The sequence below is a fragment of the Lysinibacillus sp. FW12 genome, assembly GCF_050817245.1.
Taxonomy (GTDB): domain Bacteria; phylum Bacillota; class Bacilli; order Bacillales_A; family Planococcaceae; genus Lysinibacillus; species Lysinibacillus irui.
Genome location: NZ_CP139094.1, coordinates 4,269,731 through 4,283,825, shown reverse-complemented (window position 1 = coordinate 4,283,825; position 14,095 = coordinate 4,269,731). Strand labels below are relative to the sequence as shown.

At 39.0% G+C, this 14,095-nt stretch carries 13 protein-coding genes; all 13 read left to right on the top strand.

What is annotated here, in order from left to right; genetic code table 11:
* The first annotated feature begins 48 nt into the window (after positions 1-48).
* The 13 genes from SJW71_RS21930 (at position 49) to SJW71_RS21870 (ending at position 14,059) form a co-directional block, all read left to right on the top strand.
* Positions 49-918, top strand: coding sequence for a MurR/RpiR family transcriptional regulator (locus SJW71_RS21930; RefSeq protein WP_274795451.1), 870 nt, complete (start codon positions 49-51; stop codon positions 916-918).
* A 5-nt stretch (positions 919-923) separates the two neighbouring features.
* The gene (locus tag SJW71_RS21925; protein ID WP_431811545.1) at positions 924-2,039 is read left to right on the top strand and encodes a M20 peptidase aminoacylase family protein; all 1,116 of its coding nucleotides are present in this window, start codon (positions 924-926) and stop codon (positions 2,037-2,039) included.
* A gap of 23 nt (positions 2,040-2,062) precedes the next feature.
* Positions 2,063-2,875, top strand: a complete 813-nt coding sequence (locus SJW71_RS21920) for a GNAT family N-acetyltransferase (protein WP_322611220.1) — start codon at positions 2,063-2,065, stop codon at positions 2,873-2,875.
* A 1-nt stretch (position 2,876) separates the two neighbouring features.
* Positions 2,877-3,983 (top strand): o-succinylbenzoate synthase, encoded by a 1,107-nt coding sequence (gene menC, locus SJW71_RS21915; RefSeq protein WP_429979690.1) that lies wholly within the window; start codon positions 2,877-2,879, stop codon positions 3,981-3,983.
* 38 nt (positions 3,984-4,021) lie between these two features.
* Positions 4,022-5,074: a YkvI family membrane protein gene (locus tag SJW71_RS21910; protein ID WP_431811544.1), complete on the top strand. Its 1,053-nt coding sequence runs from the start codon at positions 4,022-4,024 to the stop codon at positions 5,072-5,074.
* Between the two features lie 306 nt (positions 5,075-5,380).
* Complete coding sequence (locus tag SJW71_RS21905; RefSeq protein ID WP_431811543.1) at positions 5,381-5,998, top strand: TetR/AcrR family transcriptional regulator; 618 nt, start codon at positions 5,381-5,383, stop codon at positions 5,996-5,998.
* Positions 5,999-6,108: 110 nt separating this feature from the next.
* Positions 6,109-7,251 (top strand): acyl-CoA dehydrogenase, encoded by a 1,143-nt coding sequence (locus SJW71_RS21900; RefSeq protein ID WP_274795456.1) that lies wholly within the window; start codon positions 6,109-6,111, stop codon positions 7,249-7,251.
* Positions 7,252-7,471: 220 nt separating this feature from the next.
* Positions 7,472-9,106, top strand: coding sequence for an AMP-binding protein (locus SJW71_RS21895; RefSeq protein ID WP_312505052.1), 1,635 nt, complete (start codon positions 7,472-7,474; stop codon positions 9,104-9,106).
* 15 nt (positions 9,107-9,121) lie between these two features.
* The gene (locus SJW71_RS21890; RefSeq protein WP_274795458.1) at positions 9,122-10,480 is read left to right on the top strand and encodes an acetyl-CoA carboxylase biotin carboxylase subunit; all 1,359 of its coding nucleotides are present in this window, start codon (positions 9,122-9,124) and stop codon (positions 10,478-10,480) included.
* A 67-nt stretch (positions 10,481-10,547) separates the two neighbouring features.
* Complete coding sequence (locus SJW71_RS21885) at positions 10,548-10,760, top strand: acetyl-CoA carboxylase biotin carboxyl carrier protein subunit (protein ID WP_004225532.1); 213 nt, start codon at positions 10,548-10,550, stop codon at positions 10,758-10,760.
* A gap of 14 nt (positions 10,761-10,774) precedes the next feature.
* Positions 10,775-11,692, top strand: coding sequence for a hydroxymethylglutaryl-CoA lyase (locus SJW71_RS21880; RefSeq protein ID WP_322604830.1), 918 nt, complete (start codon positions 10,775-10,777; stop codon positions 11,690-11,692).
* The gene (locus SJW71_RS21875; protein WP_431811542.1) at positions 11,689-12,471 is read left to right on the top strand and encodes an enoyl-CoA hydratase; all 783 of its coding nucleotides are present in this window, start codon (positions 11,689-11,691) and stop codon (positions 12,469-12,471) included. Before SJW71_RS21880 ends, SJW71_RS21875 begins: the two co-directional genes overlap by 4 nt.
* 49 nt (positions 12,472-12,520) lie before the next feature.
* On the top strand, positions 12,521-14,059 hold the full coding sequence (locus SJW71_RS21870; RefSeq protein ID WP_431811541.1) for an acyl-CoA carboxylase subunit beta: 1,539 nt from the start codon (positions 12,521-12,523) through the stop codon (positions 14,057-14,059).
* Positions 14,060-14,095 lie beyond the last annotated feature (36 nt).

Sequence of the window (14,095 nt, the reverse complement as noted above, 5' to 3'; positions counted from 1 at the left end):
ATGAAGTGAAGGCTTCAAAATATAAATAAAAAAGGATGCGCTTCTTTTATGGGGAACCAAACAATTCAGCAAATGATTCAAGAGAAATATCAAGAGTTGTCCAAAAGTCAACAAAAGGTAGCTACATTCATCTTAAAAAATTTACAGACAGTTGGAGTTCACTCCGCTTCATATGTAGGGGAAAAGGCTGGAGTAAGTGAAACGACAGTTATCCGCTTTTGTTATGCGTTAGGCTTATCTGGTTATGCACAATTGCAACGTCAAGTGACAATGCATTTATTTAATGAAGGAAATGCAAGTAGTTTGCAAAATTATTTGCAATCTAAGCAAGCTCTTTTTGAAAATCCACGTTTTTATGTAAAGACTATGGAAAAAGATGCATCTCGCATTTTAAATATGGCTAAGAACATTCATGAGGAAGATTTTAATCGAGCTTCAGTATTGCTCCATGAGAAGAAAAAAATATATATTGCAGGGAATGGCTCCTCCCATTTAGCTGCACAATGGCTTCATTTTACATTAAATCTTTTGAGACCAAATGTTGTACTGTTAAATTTTGAGACAAGTGAGGTCATACGTGCTATCCAAGAGATTGATGAGGATAGTGTAGTAATTATTTTATCGTTCCACCGTTATTTTAAAGAACCGATCCAATTTGCAGCTGAATTACAAGAAAAAAAATGTGAGATTATTGGCATTACTGATTCTCAAATTGCACCTATTACACAATATGCAACCATTACCTTTGTGAACGAACAACAACAAGAAGTGTCCACAATAGATGCTATGCCAGCACTCATAGCATTTTTAAATACTCTAATAGCTGGGATGACTGCACAAGATCATGACTATTATGAAAATCAACGCGTAAAATATGATGATTTCCAAAATAGCTTTTTAGCAAACCGATGGAGTTGACTACTATGAATCAAGTATTACAAAAGTTACAGCCACGTCTGGCAAATATTTTTAAACATTTACATGAACATCCGGAAGTTAGTTGGCAAGAACACAATACAACGCACTATATAGCAAATTTATTGAGAGAGGCCCAGATGGAGCCGCAGCTTTTTGAAGATATGACAGGACTTTATGTTGATATTGGTAAAGGAACACCTAGAGTAGGGTTTCGCACTGATATAGATGCACTTTGGCAGGAGGTGAATGGTGTCTTTCAAGCTAACCATTCTTGTGGACACGATGGTCATATGACGATGGCTATTGGAACTGCATTGCTGTTAAAGGAAATGGAGCATTTATTGTCAGGTGCTGTACGCATTCTATTTCAACCTGCTGAGGAAAAGGCACAAGGAGCCCGCGCATTTGTCGAAAAAGGTATTATAGATGATTTAGATTATTTATTTGGTGTTCATGTTCGACCATTAAAGGAATTACAGGATGGGTCATATGCGCCAGCATTATACCACGGAGCAGCAAAGCTTTTTACAGGGACCATTATTGGGGAAGAGGCACATGGCGCACGACCAGAACTTGGCATTAATGCAATTGAGGTTGGAGCAGCGATTGTCGAAGGTCTTCAAAAAATTTGGACGGATCCAACTATCTCTGCCTCTGTCAAAATGACACAGTTTAATGCAGGAGGCACCTCCACAAATATTATTCCTGGTAAAGCTAGCTTTAGCATTGATGCACGAGCCCAAACAAATGAAGTGATGCAGGTAATCACAGAGGGGGTGGAGCGTGTAAAAGCGTCTGTTGAAGCGATGTATGGTGCCAAGATTTTTTTACAGGTCGATGCTCATATAGTGGCAGCATTGGTGGATGATGAAGCCTTACAACATATGAAGGAAGCTATTATTGATGTAGTTGGGGAAAAGGCTTGTGCTCCACCAGTTGTTACACCAGGAGGGGAGGATTTTCATTTTTATACCTATGAACGTCCGAAGCTTAAAGCTACAATGCTTGGATTAGGCTGTGGGGTTACTCCGGGCTTACACCATCCGCAAATGACCTTTAATCGAGATCGGCTTTTAATAGGTGTAAATATTATTACAAGGGCTATTTTAAGAGCATTATAAAGATATAGAAAGAAGAGATAGCTATGATAGAGATAAGAGAAATCAAAACAATAGAACAACTTGAGCAAGTTCAGCAATTAGAGTTTGATGTTTGGGGCATGCCTGCAATTCCTCTCCATCAAACGCTTACCGCAGTGAAAAATGGGGGCATCGTTGTAGGTGCCTATCAAGAAGATAAATTAGTCGGTTTTAGTTATGGTTTTGCGGGTTTTCGAGAAGGCAAAAGCTATCTATGCTCACATATGTTAGGGATTGATGAAAAATACCGATCACTAGGTATAGGAGAAAAGTTAAAGTATGAACAGCGAGCTATTGCTATTGATCGAGGCTATGATTTAATGGTATGGACATTTGACCCTCTCGAAACCCGAAATGCTTATCTTAATCTATCTAAATTAAAGGGTATTTGTTATACCTATATAGAAAATTGCTACGGTGAAATGGAGGATGGCTTCAATAAAGGGTTGCCCTCTGATCGATTTGAGGTGAGCTGGCATTTAACTTCAGATTATGTGGTGAATGACATTGCAATAGAAGTAGCGAATGCAATACCAGTGGCAAGCTGTGAACTTACAAAGCAGGGTTTATTATGTTTAGAAATGACTGAAAATTTGGAATTTAAGGAAGGGATGTATACGCTACCTGTTCCTCAGGACTTTCAAGCCTTAAAAGCACAAAATCCTAGCTTAGCATTGGATTGGCGTTTCAAAACAAGAAATATACTAAAGCAGCTATTTTTAGCAGGGTATGCCGCTATTTCACTGCAGCAACAAGAATACTTTAACGAATATGTTTTCGTGAAAAAAGCAGCTTTAAATTTGGAAGGGGCAAATTAAAATGAAAATTACAGAAATCACAATACGACAACTGAAGATGAAATTAAAAGCACCGTTTACAACAAGCTTTGGCACGTTTGATGAGAGGGACTTTTTAGTCCTTGAGGCTAAAGAGGAATCAGGCTTAATTGGTTGGGGAGAATCAGTTGCCTTTCATTCACCTTGGTACAATGAAGAAACACTCCAAACAAACTGGCATATGCTTGAAGACTTCCTCATTCCTCTTATTTTAAATAAAGAGATTCATCACCCTGATGAAGTCAGTCAATTATTTGAGCCCATTCGTAAAAACAATATGGCGAAATCGACGATTGAAGGAGCAATTTGGGATATATATGCGCAGCAAACTGGCCAATCCCTAGCAACAGCACTTGGTGGTAAAAAGGAAAAAATTGAAGTAGGTATTAGTATTGGAATACAAAATTCAATCGAGGAGTTAGTTGCGTTAGTTGACGGCTATGTTAAGGAAGGCTATAAACGCATGAAAATCAAAATAAAACCAGGCTGGGATGTAGAGGTTATGCGTACATTAAGGGAAACGTTTCCTGATGTAGCCTTTATGGCAGATGCCAATTCAGCCTATCGTCTAGAAGATGCTGAAATATTGAAACAACTTGATGCATTTAACTTAACAATGATTGAGCAACCACTTGCTTCAGATGATATTATCGATCATGCTTCATTGCAAAAATTAATCGAAACACCAATTTGTTTGGACGAAAGTATCCATTCATTAGAAGATGCACGAAAGGCTGTAGAATTAGGTAGCACCAAAATTATAAATATAAAAATTGGTCGTGTTGGTGGCCTAACGGAAGCAAAAAAAATACATGATTATTGTGAGGCCCATAACATTCCTGTATGGTGCGGCGGCATGTTGGAATCTGGTATTGGTCGTGCGCACAATGTGGCCTTAACAACGTTGTCGAATTTTATATTACCAGGAGATACTGCCGGCTCTAATCGATATTGGGAAAAGGATATTATCGAACCAGAAGTAGTTGTAAAAGATGGTTACATTGAAGTACCACAGCAAATAGGAATTGGTTATGAAATAAATAGGGAAACGGTTAGTTCCTTCACAGTCGCACAGAAAACATATCAATAATTAGACTTAAGTTCATATAATAGAATAGTAGGTGTGCTATGAAAAAAAGTTGGCAGATAGGTGGAGCATTTGTAGGCTTAATTGTTGGTGCAGGGTTTGCATCGGGTCAGGAAATTATGCAGTATTTTACAAGCTTTGGCTTGTACAGTATTATAGGTGCCATTGTTGCTACACTTGCCTTCGCATTTTTAGGGATGAGTTTAGCACAATTAGGGACAGATCTACAAACAACATCACATAAAGAGGTTATCTATCATATTGGAGGGCGATATGTAGGCATTATTTTAGATATCGTTATCACGTTTTTCTTATTTGGTGTTGCTGTAGTTATGTTTGCTGGGTCAGGATCGACATTTCATCAAATGTTTGGCATCAATCCAGTGGTTGGTAGTATTTTTATGGTCGTTGTAACCATACTAACCTTACTATTAAATGTTAACAATATTATTAATTTAATAGCATTAGTGACCCCTTATTTAATGGGTATCATTTTTATTATTTTGATATATTCCATTTTTACAATGGATATATCCATCGCAGAGCAAAATGCTTTAGCGAAAGCACAACCGTCTGCAGCGTCTAATTGGCTAATGGGAGCGTTGCTTTATGTTTCCTATAATATCGCTGCTGGTGCTGCAATGTTAATTGTGATGGGTGGAACAGTAAAAGACCGCAAAGTTGCTGGCAGAGGAGGACTACTTGGCGGTTTAATGCTTGGTGTGTTAATTGTACTAATCAATATAGCCATGTTTGCTAAAATAAATGTTGTTGATGGAGCAGCAATGCCAACATTACAATTAGCAAAACAAATACACCCTATAGTAGGTGTCTTAATGTCCATTGCTTTACTAGGCATGATGTACAATACTGCGGTAGGAATGTTCTATTCATTTACAGTTCGATTTATTGCGCCAGACCATCAATATTTTAAGGTTAGTATTGTAGTTATTGGATTGATAGGTTTTGCTGCAAGCCTAGTAGGATTTACTACATTAGTTGGTAAAGTCTATTCCACAATGGGCTACTTAGGTTTCGCCTTAATTGTTGCTGTTATTATTTCATGGCTCCGTAAACTACCGAAAGTTGTATAAAAAGGAATTTTCCCTTGTGTTAATGCGAGGGAAATTTTTTTGTATTTTGTAATGAAAGAAAGATGTACATCATACAATTGATTTGTGTTTGTGAAATCCTTTAATTCTGTTTTAGGTAAAAATTATGCTCGAAATTATAGAAAAAAGCTATTTGTTGCTAGACACCAATTTTTGAGAATGCTATATTTATATTGTCATAGTATTTTTATAATTAGGAAAAAACAGAATGCTTTATGGATTTAAATACTTTTTCCTGATTATAAGGAGTGATGGAGTATAGAGCTAGATGAAGGATGATAGGTGCCTATGGTAAAAAAAACGTTAAAACAAAGAATTGTAGACGCTTCAGTTGAATTGTTTCAGCAAGATGGTTATCACAATGTAACTGTCGATCGCATTGTAGAATACATTGGGGCATCAAAGGGTGGGTTTTATCATAATTTTAAATCAAAAGAAGAACTGTTATATGAAATTCATGATGTCTTTATTTCGTATGTTATTCAACAATCACAGGATGCATATGACAAATATGATACACCCATCAAACGTCTATGTGCCATGCTACAAACGCTGACACAAGTATTCGATATGTATCAAGCACATATTACAATTTTTTATGAGGAGAGTCGCTCACTTTCAGATGAATATAGTGACACGATTCATAAAAAGCGAGACCACTATCGTGATATTTTACAAAGAGTGATAGCCGAGGGTCAAGAAACAAAAGATTTTCGTACAGAATTACCTTGTACAATTGTCACAATGGCAATTGTTGGGATGATTAACTGGACATATAAATGGTTTAAGCAATCAGGGCCATTAACAATGGAGCAAATTACTGAAGTTTTTACTGATATGGTATTACGTGCGATTGTAACGGAACAAGCAATGGAAGAAGCGAAGCAATTTATGATAAAGGGGTAGCCAGTAGGAAACGCTGGTTTTATTATTTGTTTTTACAGACCGACTAGTCGGTATTTGCTTGTCATTAAGCTACATCTACTATGACAAATTGAACATTAGGGGGATTAGGGATGAATTTTGAATTAACAAAAGAGCAAGCAATGATTCGAGACATGGTGCGTGATTTTGCTGAGAAAGAGATTAAACCGTATGCTCGTGAGGTTGATGAGACATCAACAATGAGAATAGAGAGCTTTAAGAAGATGGCGGAACTAGGTTTATTGGGTATCCCATTTCCTGAAGAATATGGTGGTTCAGGTGGGGATACGGTGTCCTATGCTTTAGCTGTAGAGGAGATTGGTCGTGCATGTGGGGGAACAGGGTTAAGCTACGCTGCTGCTGTTAGCCTAGGCGCTTCGCCAATTTACAACTTCGGTACAGAGGAGCAAAAGCAAGAATGGTTAGTGCCTTTAGCAAAGGGTGAGACATTAGGAGCATTCGGTTTAACAGAACCCAATGCAGGTTCAGATGCTGGTGGCACGCGCACCACAGCTGTTATTGATGGTGATGACTACATTATTAACGGAGAAAAATGTTGGATTACCAATGCAGGGTACGCTCGACAAATTATTGTAACTGCGGTAACTGGTAAACGTGAAGATGGAAAAAAAATTATTTCTTCTATTATTGTGCCAACAAATACACCTGGTGTAACGATTAACTGTAATTATGACAAAATGGGTGTTCGTGGCTCCAATACTTGTGAGATTGTGTTGCAAAACGTTCGTGTGCCAAGAGCAAATCTTTTAGGGGACGAAAAGCGAGGCTTTAGCCAGTTTTTAAATACACTTGATGGTGGACGTATTTCGATTGCCGCTCTTTCTGTTGGGATTGCACAGGCTGCTTATGAGAAGGCACTAAAGTTCGCAAAGGAACGTGAACAATTTGGTGCGCCTATTTCGAAGCTACAAGCGATCCAATTTAAATTAGCTGATATGGCGATGGAAATAGAGCTTGCTCGTACATTAGTACATAAGGCGGCATGGCTGAAAGATCAAAAGAAACCATTCGGCAAAGAGGCTGCAATGGCTAAACTATTTGCTTCTGAAATGGGCTTCCGTACATGTAATCAGGCAATTCAAATTCATGGTGGTTCAGGGTATATGAAAGAATACGATGTAGAGCGTCATTTACGTGACATCAAGTTAATGGAAATAGGTGAAGGTACATCTGAAATTCAACGACTCGTCATTTCTCGTCTAATTGGCTGTTAATTCTATTTAATTATGCTTCGGCATAATTTGTCCCGAATCGGCTTTGTGCTTGCACAAAGCACTCCTTTCCGATTCCACGGCATTCGCCGAAGGCTTTCACTTCTTTTAGTGGGTGTTTGGACATCCGCTGAAAGTAGCTTGAATCCGCATTTATCTCATCACCAATAGAGGTGGGAGATCTCTGCTGAAAGAAGTAAGCATAAATATAAGGGGGATCTTAATGGCAGAACTGGTGTATCAAACAATTGGTCAATTGCTAGATGAACAATCGAAAAAGTATCCACAGAATGAAGCTTTAGTTTACGCTGATAGAGATTTACGTATGACTTATGAGCAGCTAAATTATCAAGCACGACTTGTTGCGAGAGGTTTAATGGCTTTAGGAATTGAAAAGGGTGACCATATCGCGGTGTGGACAACGAATGTTCCGGAGTGGGTACAGCTTCAATTTGGTACAGGGAAGATGGGTGCGCCCATCGTTACGGTCAATACTAATTATCGTGCAAGCGAGTTGGAGTATTTACTTAAACAATCTGATGCCAAAACGATTTTTTTAATTGAAAATTATCGAGACCATTCTTTTATTAATACACTACAAGAGTTATGTCCAGAGCTTGAACATTGTGAACCAGGTAATTTGCAATCAAAGCGACTGCCTTTATTAAAAAATGTTATTTTAATCGGCGAAACTAAATATCCCGGTGTACTAAATTGGTCAGATGTATTGAAGGCTGCAGAGAAAGTGACTGAGGAACAGTTAGAACAAAGAGAGCAATCTCTACATTATGATGATGTCATTAATATTCAATATACGTCTGGTACAACAGGCTTTCCTAAAGGTGTGATGTTAACGCATTTTAACTTAGTTAACAATGCTGTCAATATTGCGGAGTGCATGCGTTTAACAGCGGAGGATCGTCTATGTATTCCGGTACCATTTTTCCACTGTTTCGGTTGTGTTATAGGAACTTTAGCTATTACAACAAGTGGGGGAACGATGGTACCTGTGCAGGAATTCTCACCGGAAGAGGTGCTAAGAACTGTTCAACAAGAAAAATGTACAGCATTACATGGTGTACCAACGATGTTCATTAGCGAGCTTAATCTACCAAACTTTGCGTCCTTCAATCTTTCGACCTTACGTACAGGAGTGATGGCAGGTTCAAATTGCCCGATAGAGGTCATGAAAGCAGTTATTGAGAAAATGGGTATGACAGATATTACAATCTGCTATGGTCAAACAGAATCATCGCCAGTTATTACACAGACGAGAACAGATGACCCGTTAGAGTTAAAAGTGGAAACAGTTGGCCGTGCATTACCCAACTTGGAAGTGAAAATTGTTGTTCCAGGTACAACGGATGAAGCGCCTAGGAATGAACAAGGCGAGTTATGTACAAGAGGCTACCATGTAATGAAGGGATACTATAAAAACCAGGAAGAAACAGAGCTTGCTATTGATCAGGAAGGCTGGCTGCATACAGGTGACTTGGCAACAATGGATGAAGCTGGTTATGTGCGTGTGACAGGTCGTTTGAAAGATATGATAATTCGCGGAGGAGAAAATTTATATCCTCGTGAAATTGAAGAATTTCTTTATACACATCCAAAAATTTCAGATGTCCAGGTTGCTGGTGTACCCGATCCTATTTACGGAGAGGAAGCGGCAGCTTGGATTATTTTGAAAGAAGGGGAGCAAGTGACCGAAGAAGAGATTCGAGAATTTTGTCGAGATAAGATCTCTAGACATAAAATTCCAAAACATATTTTCTTTATCGATAACTATCCAATGACTGCATCTGGAAAAGTTCAAAAATATAAATTACGAGAAGATTTTATGATGACCGTACAGTAAGGGGGGCTAGTGGATATGTTCAACAAAATATTAATTGCCAATCGTGGGGAGATTGCTAGACGTGTGATTAGGACATGTAAGCGCCTAAATATTCATACGGTTGCTATATATTCCGAGGCAGATGCAGAAAGTTTGCATGTAAAGGATGCAAATGAGGCTTACTGTGTTGGAAAAGCACCTGTTGCACAGAGCTATTTAAATATTGACCGTATTCTTGAAATCGCAAAAGAAAGTGGCGTAGAGGCCGTTCATCCTGGATATGGTCTACTATCAGAAAATGCAGAGTTTGCGAAGCGATGCACAGAGGCAGGTTTAGTATTTATTGGACCAAGTGCTGATGTAATAGCTTCAATGGGCAGTAAATTAGAGGCTCGTAAAACGATGAAAGCTGCTGGTGTGCCTATTGTAGAGGGAGTAGAACATCCTGTCAAAGATGTAGCAGAAGCTACTAATATCGCCGAGCGTTTAGGTTATCCAATTATGTTAAAGGCCTCGGCTGGAGGTGGCGGTATCGGTATGCAGCTTGTTGACAATGCTGAGGAACTAGCCAAGGCTTTTGAGGGAAATCAAAAGCGTGCTCAGTCATTTTTCGGTGATGGCACAATGTATATGGAACGATTTATCGCCAATCCTCATCATGTAGAAGTGCAAATTATCGCAGATCATCAAGGTAATGTCGTTCCTTTATTTGAACGTGAATGCTCTATTCAACGTAGAAATCAAAAAGTTGTAGAAGAAGCGCCATCACCGTTTATTTCTCAAGAGACTAGAGAAAAAATGCTTGAAGCATCAGTTAAGGCTGCAAAGCATATTGGCTATGTCAATGCTGGAACAATAGAGTACTTGGTAGATGAAAATCAAAACTTTTACTTCTTAGAAATGAATACAAGATTACAAGTAGAGCATCCCGTAACAGAGGAAATTACCAAGCTTGATCTAGTAGAAGAGCAATTAAAAATTGCTGCTAAGCAAGCTCTAACATTTACGAGAGAAAGTATTACTAAAGAAGGGCATGCCATTGAGGTGCGTATATACGCTGAAAATCCTTCTACGTTTTTCCCTTCGCCAGGTACTATTACAGCGCTTGAATTACCAACAGGTGAAGGGATTAGACATGAATGTGGTGTCGAAGCAGGTTCAGCCGTAACACCATTTTATGATCCAATGATAAGTAAGCTAGTAGTGTGGGGAGAAACGAGAGAAATTGCCTGTGAAAGGTTAATCCAAGCATTAAAAGCATATAAAGTCGAGGGTATTCAAACGAATATTCCAATGCTATTGAAAACTGTGACACATAATCAATTTTTAAAAGGCGATACAACAACTAAATTTGTAGAGCAATATTATTTACCACAATTAGCAGAAACAAAATAGAATTTCAATGCATTCGTGCTTCTTAGAAAGGGCGAATGCATGACTAAATAACGAGGAGCGAATGACAATGGCAACAGTAAAAGCAAGCATGGCAGGTACAGTGTGGAAAATCGTTGTAACAGAAGGTGAGAAAGTGACAGCAGGTCAAGATGTAGCTATTTTAGAATCAATGAAAATGGAAATTCCAATTGCTGCAGAAGAGGATGGCGTGGTGACAAAAATTATCGCTAATGAAGGAGATTTCATTAACGTTGACGATGATATTTTAGAAATTGAATAAGAGGAGGCCTCTTTATGCAGCTACCTAAGCATGTCATGATCAAAGAAGTGGGTCCCCGTGATGGTTTGCAAAATGAAAAAACACATATTACCACGGTAGATAAAGTACAACTAGTCAATCTATTAAGTCAAACAGGATTAAGTTACATCGAAGTGACTTCATTTGTTCATCCGAAATGGATTCCTCAATTGGCGGATGCAGTCGAAGTTCTTCGAGCTATCAAAAGGAATAAGGATATTACCTATGCAGCACTTGTACCCAATATGCGTGGCTTAGAACGTGCATTACAGGCTGAAGTAGATGAAGTTAGTATTTTCATGTCTGCAAGTGAGAGCCATAATCAAAGCAATATTAATAAAACAATAGAAGAGACCTTTCCAATATTAGAGGAAGTCGTTATAGGGGCAAAAGCAGCAAAGAAAAAAGTTCGAGGTTATATCTCAACAGTTATTGGTTGTCCCTATGAGGGATATATCCATCCAGACAAGGTACTGCGTGTAACGGATAAATTACTGGAAATGGGCGTGGCTGAAATATCACTTGGTGACACAATTGGTGTTGGTGTACCAACACAGGTTGAGTATCTTTTAGAGGAATTACTAAAAAGATATGTACCTGAAAAGTTTGCCATGCATTTTCATGATACACGAGGCACGGCACTAGCTAATATTATGAAATCCTTAGAAATGGGGATTACAAAGTTTGATAGTGCACTTGGTGGATTAGGGGGCTGTCCATATGCTAAGGGAGCTTCAGGAAATGTAGCTACAGAAGATTTGTTGTATTTATTCGATGAGATGGGCATTGAAACAGGAATAGATCGCCAGAAAGTGCTAGAGGCAGCACTCTATATTGAAGAGAAATTAGGAAAAGCTGTTGCATCGAAGCAAATGGCCATTGTCCGTAATGAAAGGAGTGCAAATCAACTATGACGCAACTTGTTCGTTTTGAATTACTGGAGGGGAGTGTTGGGCTTATTACCCTTTCGAGGCCAGAAACTGCAAATGCAATGTCTGTTCAGTTACTTCGTGAGTTGTCAGACACACTTGATCAAATGAATGGAGATCCTGCAGTGCGTGTAGTTTTACTGACAGGTGAAGGGGAAAAGGCATTTTGCGCAGGCGCTGATCTAAAAGAGCGCAAAGGGATGTCTGATCGCCAAGTAAAGCAAATCGTGCAACTAATTGGGTCGACGGTGGCAAAAGTTGAGACACTTGCACAGCCTGTCATAGCAGTGCTTAATGGCGTAGCTTTTGGAGGTGGTCTAGAGTTGGCATTAGCTTGTGATTTACGTATTGCCGCTACACATGTCCAGCTAGGTCTAACTGAAACCTCTCTCGGAATTATTCCAGGTGCTGGTGGAACACAACGGCTTCCACGTTTAATTGGCCTAGGTAAAGCGAAGGAATTGATTTATACAGCACGTAGGCTGAATGCTGAAGAAGCTAAAAATTACGGTATTGTTGAGCATGTTTATGAAGGACATGAGGTAATGGAAAAGGCACAACAGCTTGCGCTGGAAATGGCTAAAAATGCACCACTTTCTTTAGTGCAAGCTAAAGTCGCGATCAATCAGGGTGTTGAGGTAGATTTAGCTACCGGATTAAAAATTGAATCACTTGCATATAGTGCATTGATACCAACAGAAGACCGATTAGAGGGCTTGCTGGCTTTCCAAGAAAAGCGAACACCACAATATTCAGGGAAATAAAGCACTAAAATATTTCGGTGTAATTGATTGGGCAAAGGGAGGAATAAACATGAGCAATATCTCGACTGAAAATACACCACCTACAATGAAAGACAAAATTTTAACAGGTGGTTTACCAAAATATCATGATAAAAATGCACAACAAGGCAAGCTATTTGTACGTGAACGTCTTGAACTATTACTAGACGATGGTCTTCAATCAGAAGATGGACTTTATGCAAACTGTTTGGCGGGAGATTTGCCGGCAGATGGTGTTGTTACTGGTATTGGTAAAATACATGGACGCACAGTTTGTGTGTTAGCCAATGATTCTACTATTAAAGCTGGCTCTTGGGGAAAACGCACAGTTGAAAAAATGATTCGTATTCAAGAAACTGCTGAAAAGCTAAATTGTCCATTATTATATTTAGTTGATTCAGCAGGTGCACGTATTACAGATCAGTTAGAAATGTTCCCAGGACGTAGAGGTGCGGGTCGCATTTTCTACAACCAAGTAAAGCTGTCAGGAAAAGTTCCGCAAATTTGCTTACTGTTTGGACCTTCTGCAGCAGGTGGTGCTTATATTCCTGCATTTTGTGATATCGTGGTCATGGTGGAAGGCAATGCTTCAATGTATTTAGGCTCTCCTCGAATGGCTGAAATGGTGATTGGTGAGAAAGTAGATTTAGAAACAATGGGTGGCGCAAAAATGCACTGTTCAGTCTCAGGCTGTGGAGATGTGCTTGTCAAAACAGAACAAGAGGCTATTGCTTATGCTCGTAAATACTTAGGCTATTTCCCTAATAACTACGCAGAACGAAGCAAAGTAGAGACACCTAAACCACCTGCTTCATTTGATAAATCTATTGAGGAATTAATCCCTGAAAATCAAAATGTTCCTTTCGATATGTATAAATTAATTGATCGAATTATCGATGAAGATTCGTTTTGTGAGGTAAAGAAATTATTTGCACCTGAACTAATTACAGGTCTTGCACGAATTAATGGGCAATCAGTAGGCATAATCGCTAACCAACCTCGTGTTAAGGGAGGCGTGCTATTCCATGACTCGGCTGATAAAGCAGCAAAATTCATCTCACTTTGTGACGCATATAATATTCCCCTGTTATTCCTAGCAGACGTTCCTGGCTTCATGATAGGTACACAGGTAGAGAAAGCAGGAATTATCCGTCATGGTGCAAAAATGATTTTTGCTATGAGTGAAGCAACTGTTCCTAAGCTAACGGTCATTGTTCGTAAAGCATATGGGGCAGGTTTATACGCAATGGCAGGTCCAGCATTTGAACCAGATTGCTGTATTGCATTATCTAATGCGCAAATTGCCGTAATGGGGCCAGAAGCAGCGGTCAATGCTGTTTATGCTAATAAAATCGCAGAGCTTCCGAAAGAAGAGCAAGCAAGCTTTATTGCCGAAAAGCGTAAAGAGTACCAAGAGGAAATAGATGTGTATCGTTTAGCATCAGAGCTCATTATCGATGATGTTATTGAGCCGAATGATTTACGCAAAGTACTAGAAAATCGCTTAGAGCTTTATATGTCAAAATACTTATTATTCTCACAGCGTAAGCATGGGGTAAATCCAGTATAACCATATACTTAATTGAAGGGCTGTCTCCGCTATTAG

Bases quoted from the DNA above. Each gene is read 5' to 3' on its own strand.
- SJW71_RS21930 (WP_274795451.1), top strand. From the start codon at position 49: ATGGGGAACCAAACAATTCAGCAAATGATTCAAGAGAAATATCAAGAG.
- SJW71_RS21925 (WP_431811545.1), top strand. From the start codon at position 924: ATGAATCAAGTATTACAAAAGTTACAGCCACGTCTGGCAAATATTTTT.
- SJW71_RS21920 (WP_322611220.1), top strand. From the start codon at position 2,063: ATGATAGAGATAAGAGAAATCAAAACAATAGAACAACTTGAGCAAGTT.
- menC (WP_429979690.1), top strand. From the start codon at position 2,877: ATGAAAATTACAGAAATCACAATACGACAACTGAAGATGAAATTAAAA.
- SJW71_RS21910 (WP_431811544.1), top strand. From the start codon at position 4,022: ATGAAAAAAAGTTGGCAGATAGGTGGAGCATTTGTAGGCTTAATTGTT.
- SJW71_RS21905 (WP_431811543.1), top strand. From the start codon at position 5,381: ATGGTAAAAAAAACGTTAAAACAAAGAATTGTAGACGCTTCAGTTGAA.
- SJW71_RS21900 (WP_274795456.1), top strand. From the start codon at position 6,109: ATGAATTTTGAATTAACAAAAGAGCAAGCAATGATTCGAGACATGGTG.
- SJW71_RS21895 (WP_312505052.1), top strand. From the start codon at position 7,472: ATGGCAGAACTGGTGTATCAAACAATTGGTCAATTGCTAGATGAACAA.
- SJW71_RS21890 (WP_274795458.1), top strand. From the start codon at position 9,122: ATGTTCAACAAAATATTAATTGCCAATCGTGGGGAGATTGCTAGACGT.
- SJW71_RS21885 (WP_004225532.1), top strand. From the start codon at position 10,548: ATGGCAACAGTAAAAGCAAGCATGGCAGGTACAGTGTGGAAAATCGTT.
- SJW71_RS21880 (WP_322604830.1), top strand. From the start codon at position 10,775: ATGCAGCTACCTAAGCATGTCATGATCAAAGAAGTGGGTCCCCGTGAT.
- SJW71_RS21875 (WP_431811542.1), top strand. From the start codon at position 11,689: ATGACGCAACTTGTTCGTTTTGAATTACTGGAGGGGAGTGTTGGGCTT.
- SJW71_RS21870 (WP_431811541.1), top strand. From the start codon at position 12,521: ATGAGCAATATCTCGACTGAAAATACACCACCTACAATGAAAGACAAA.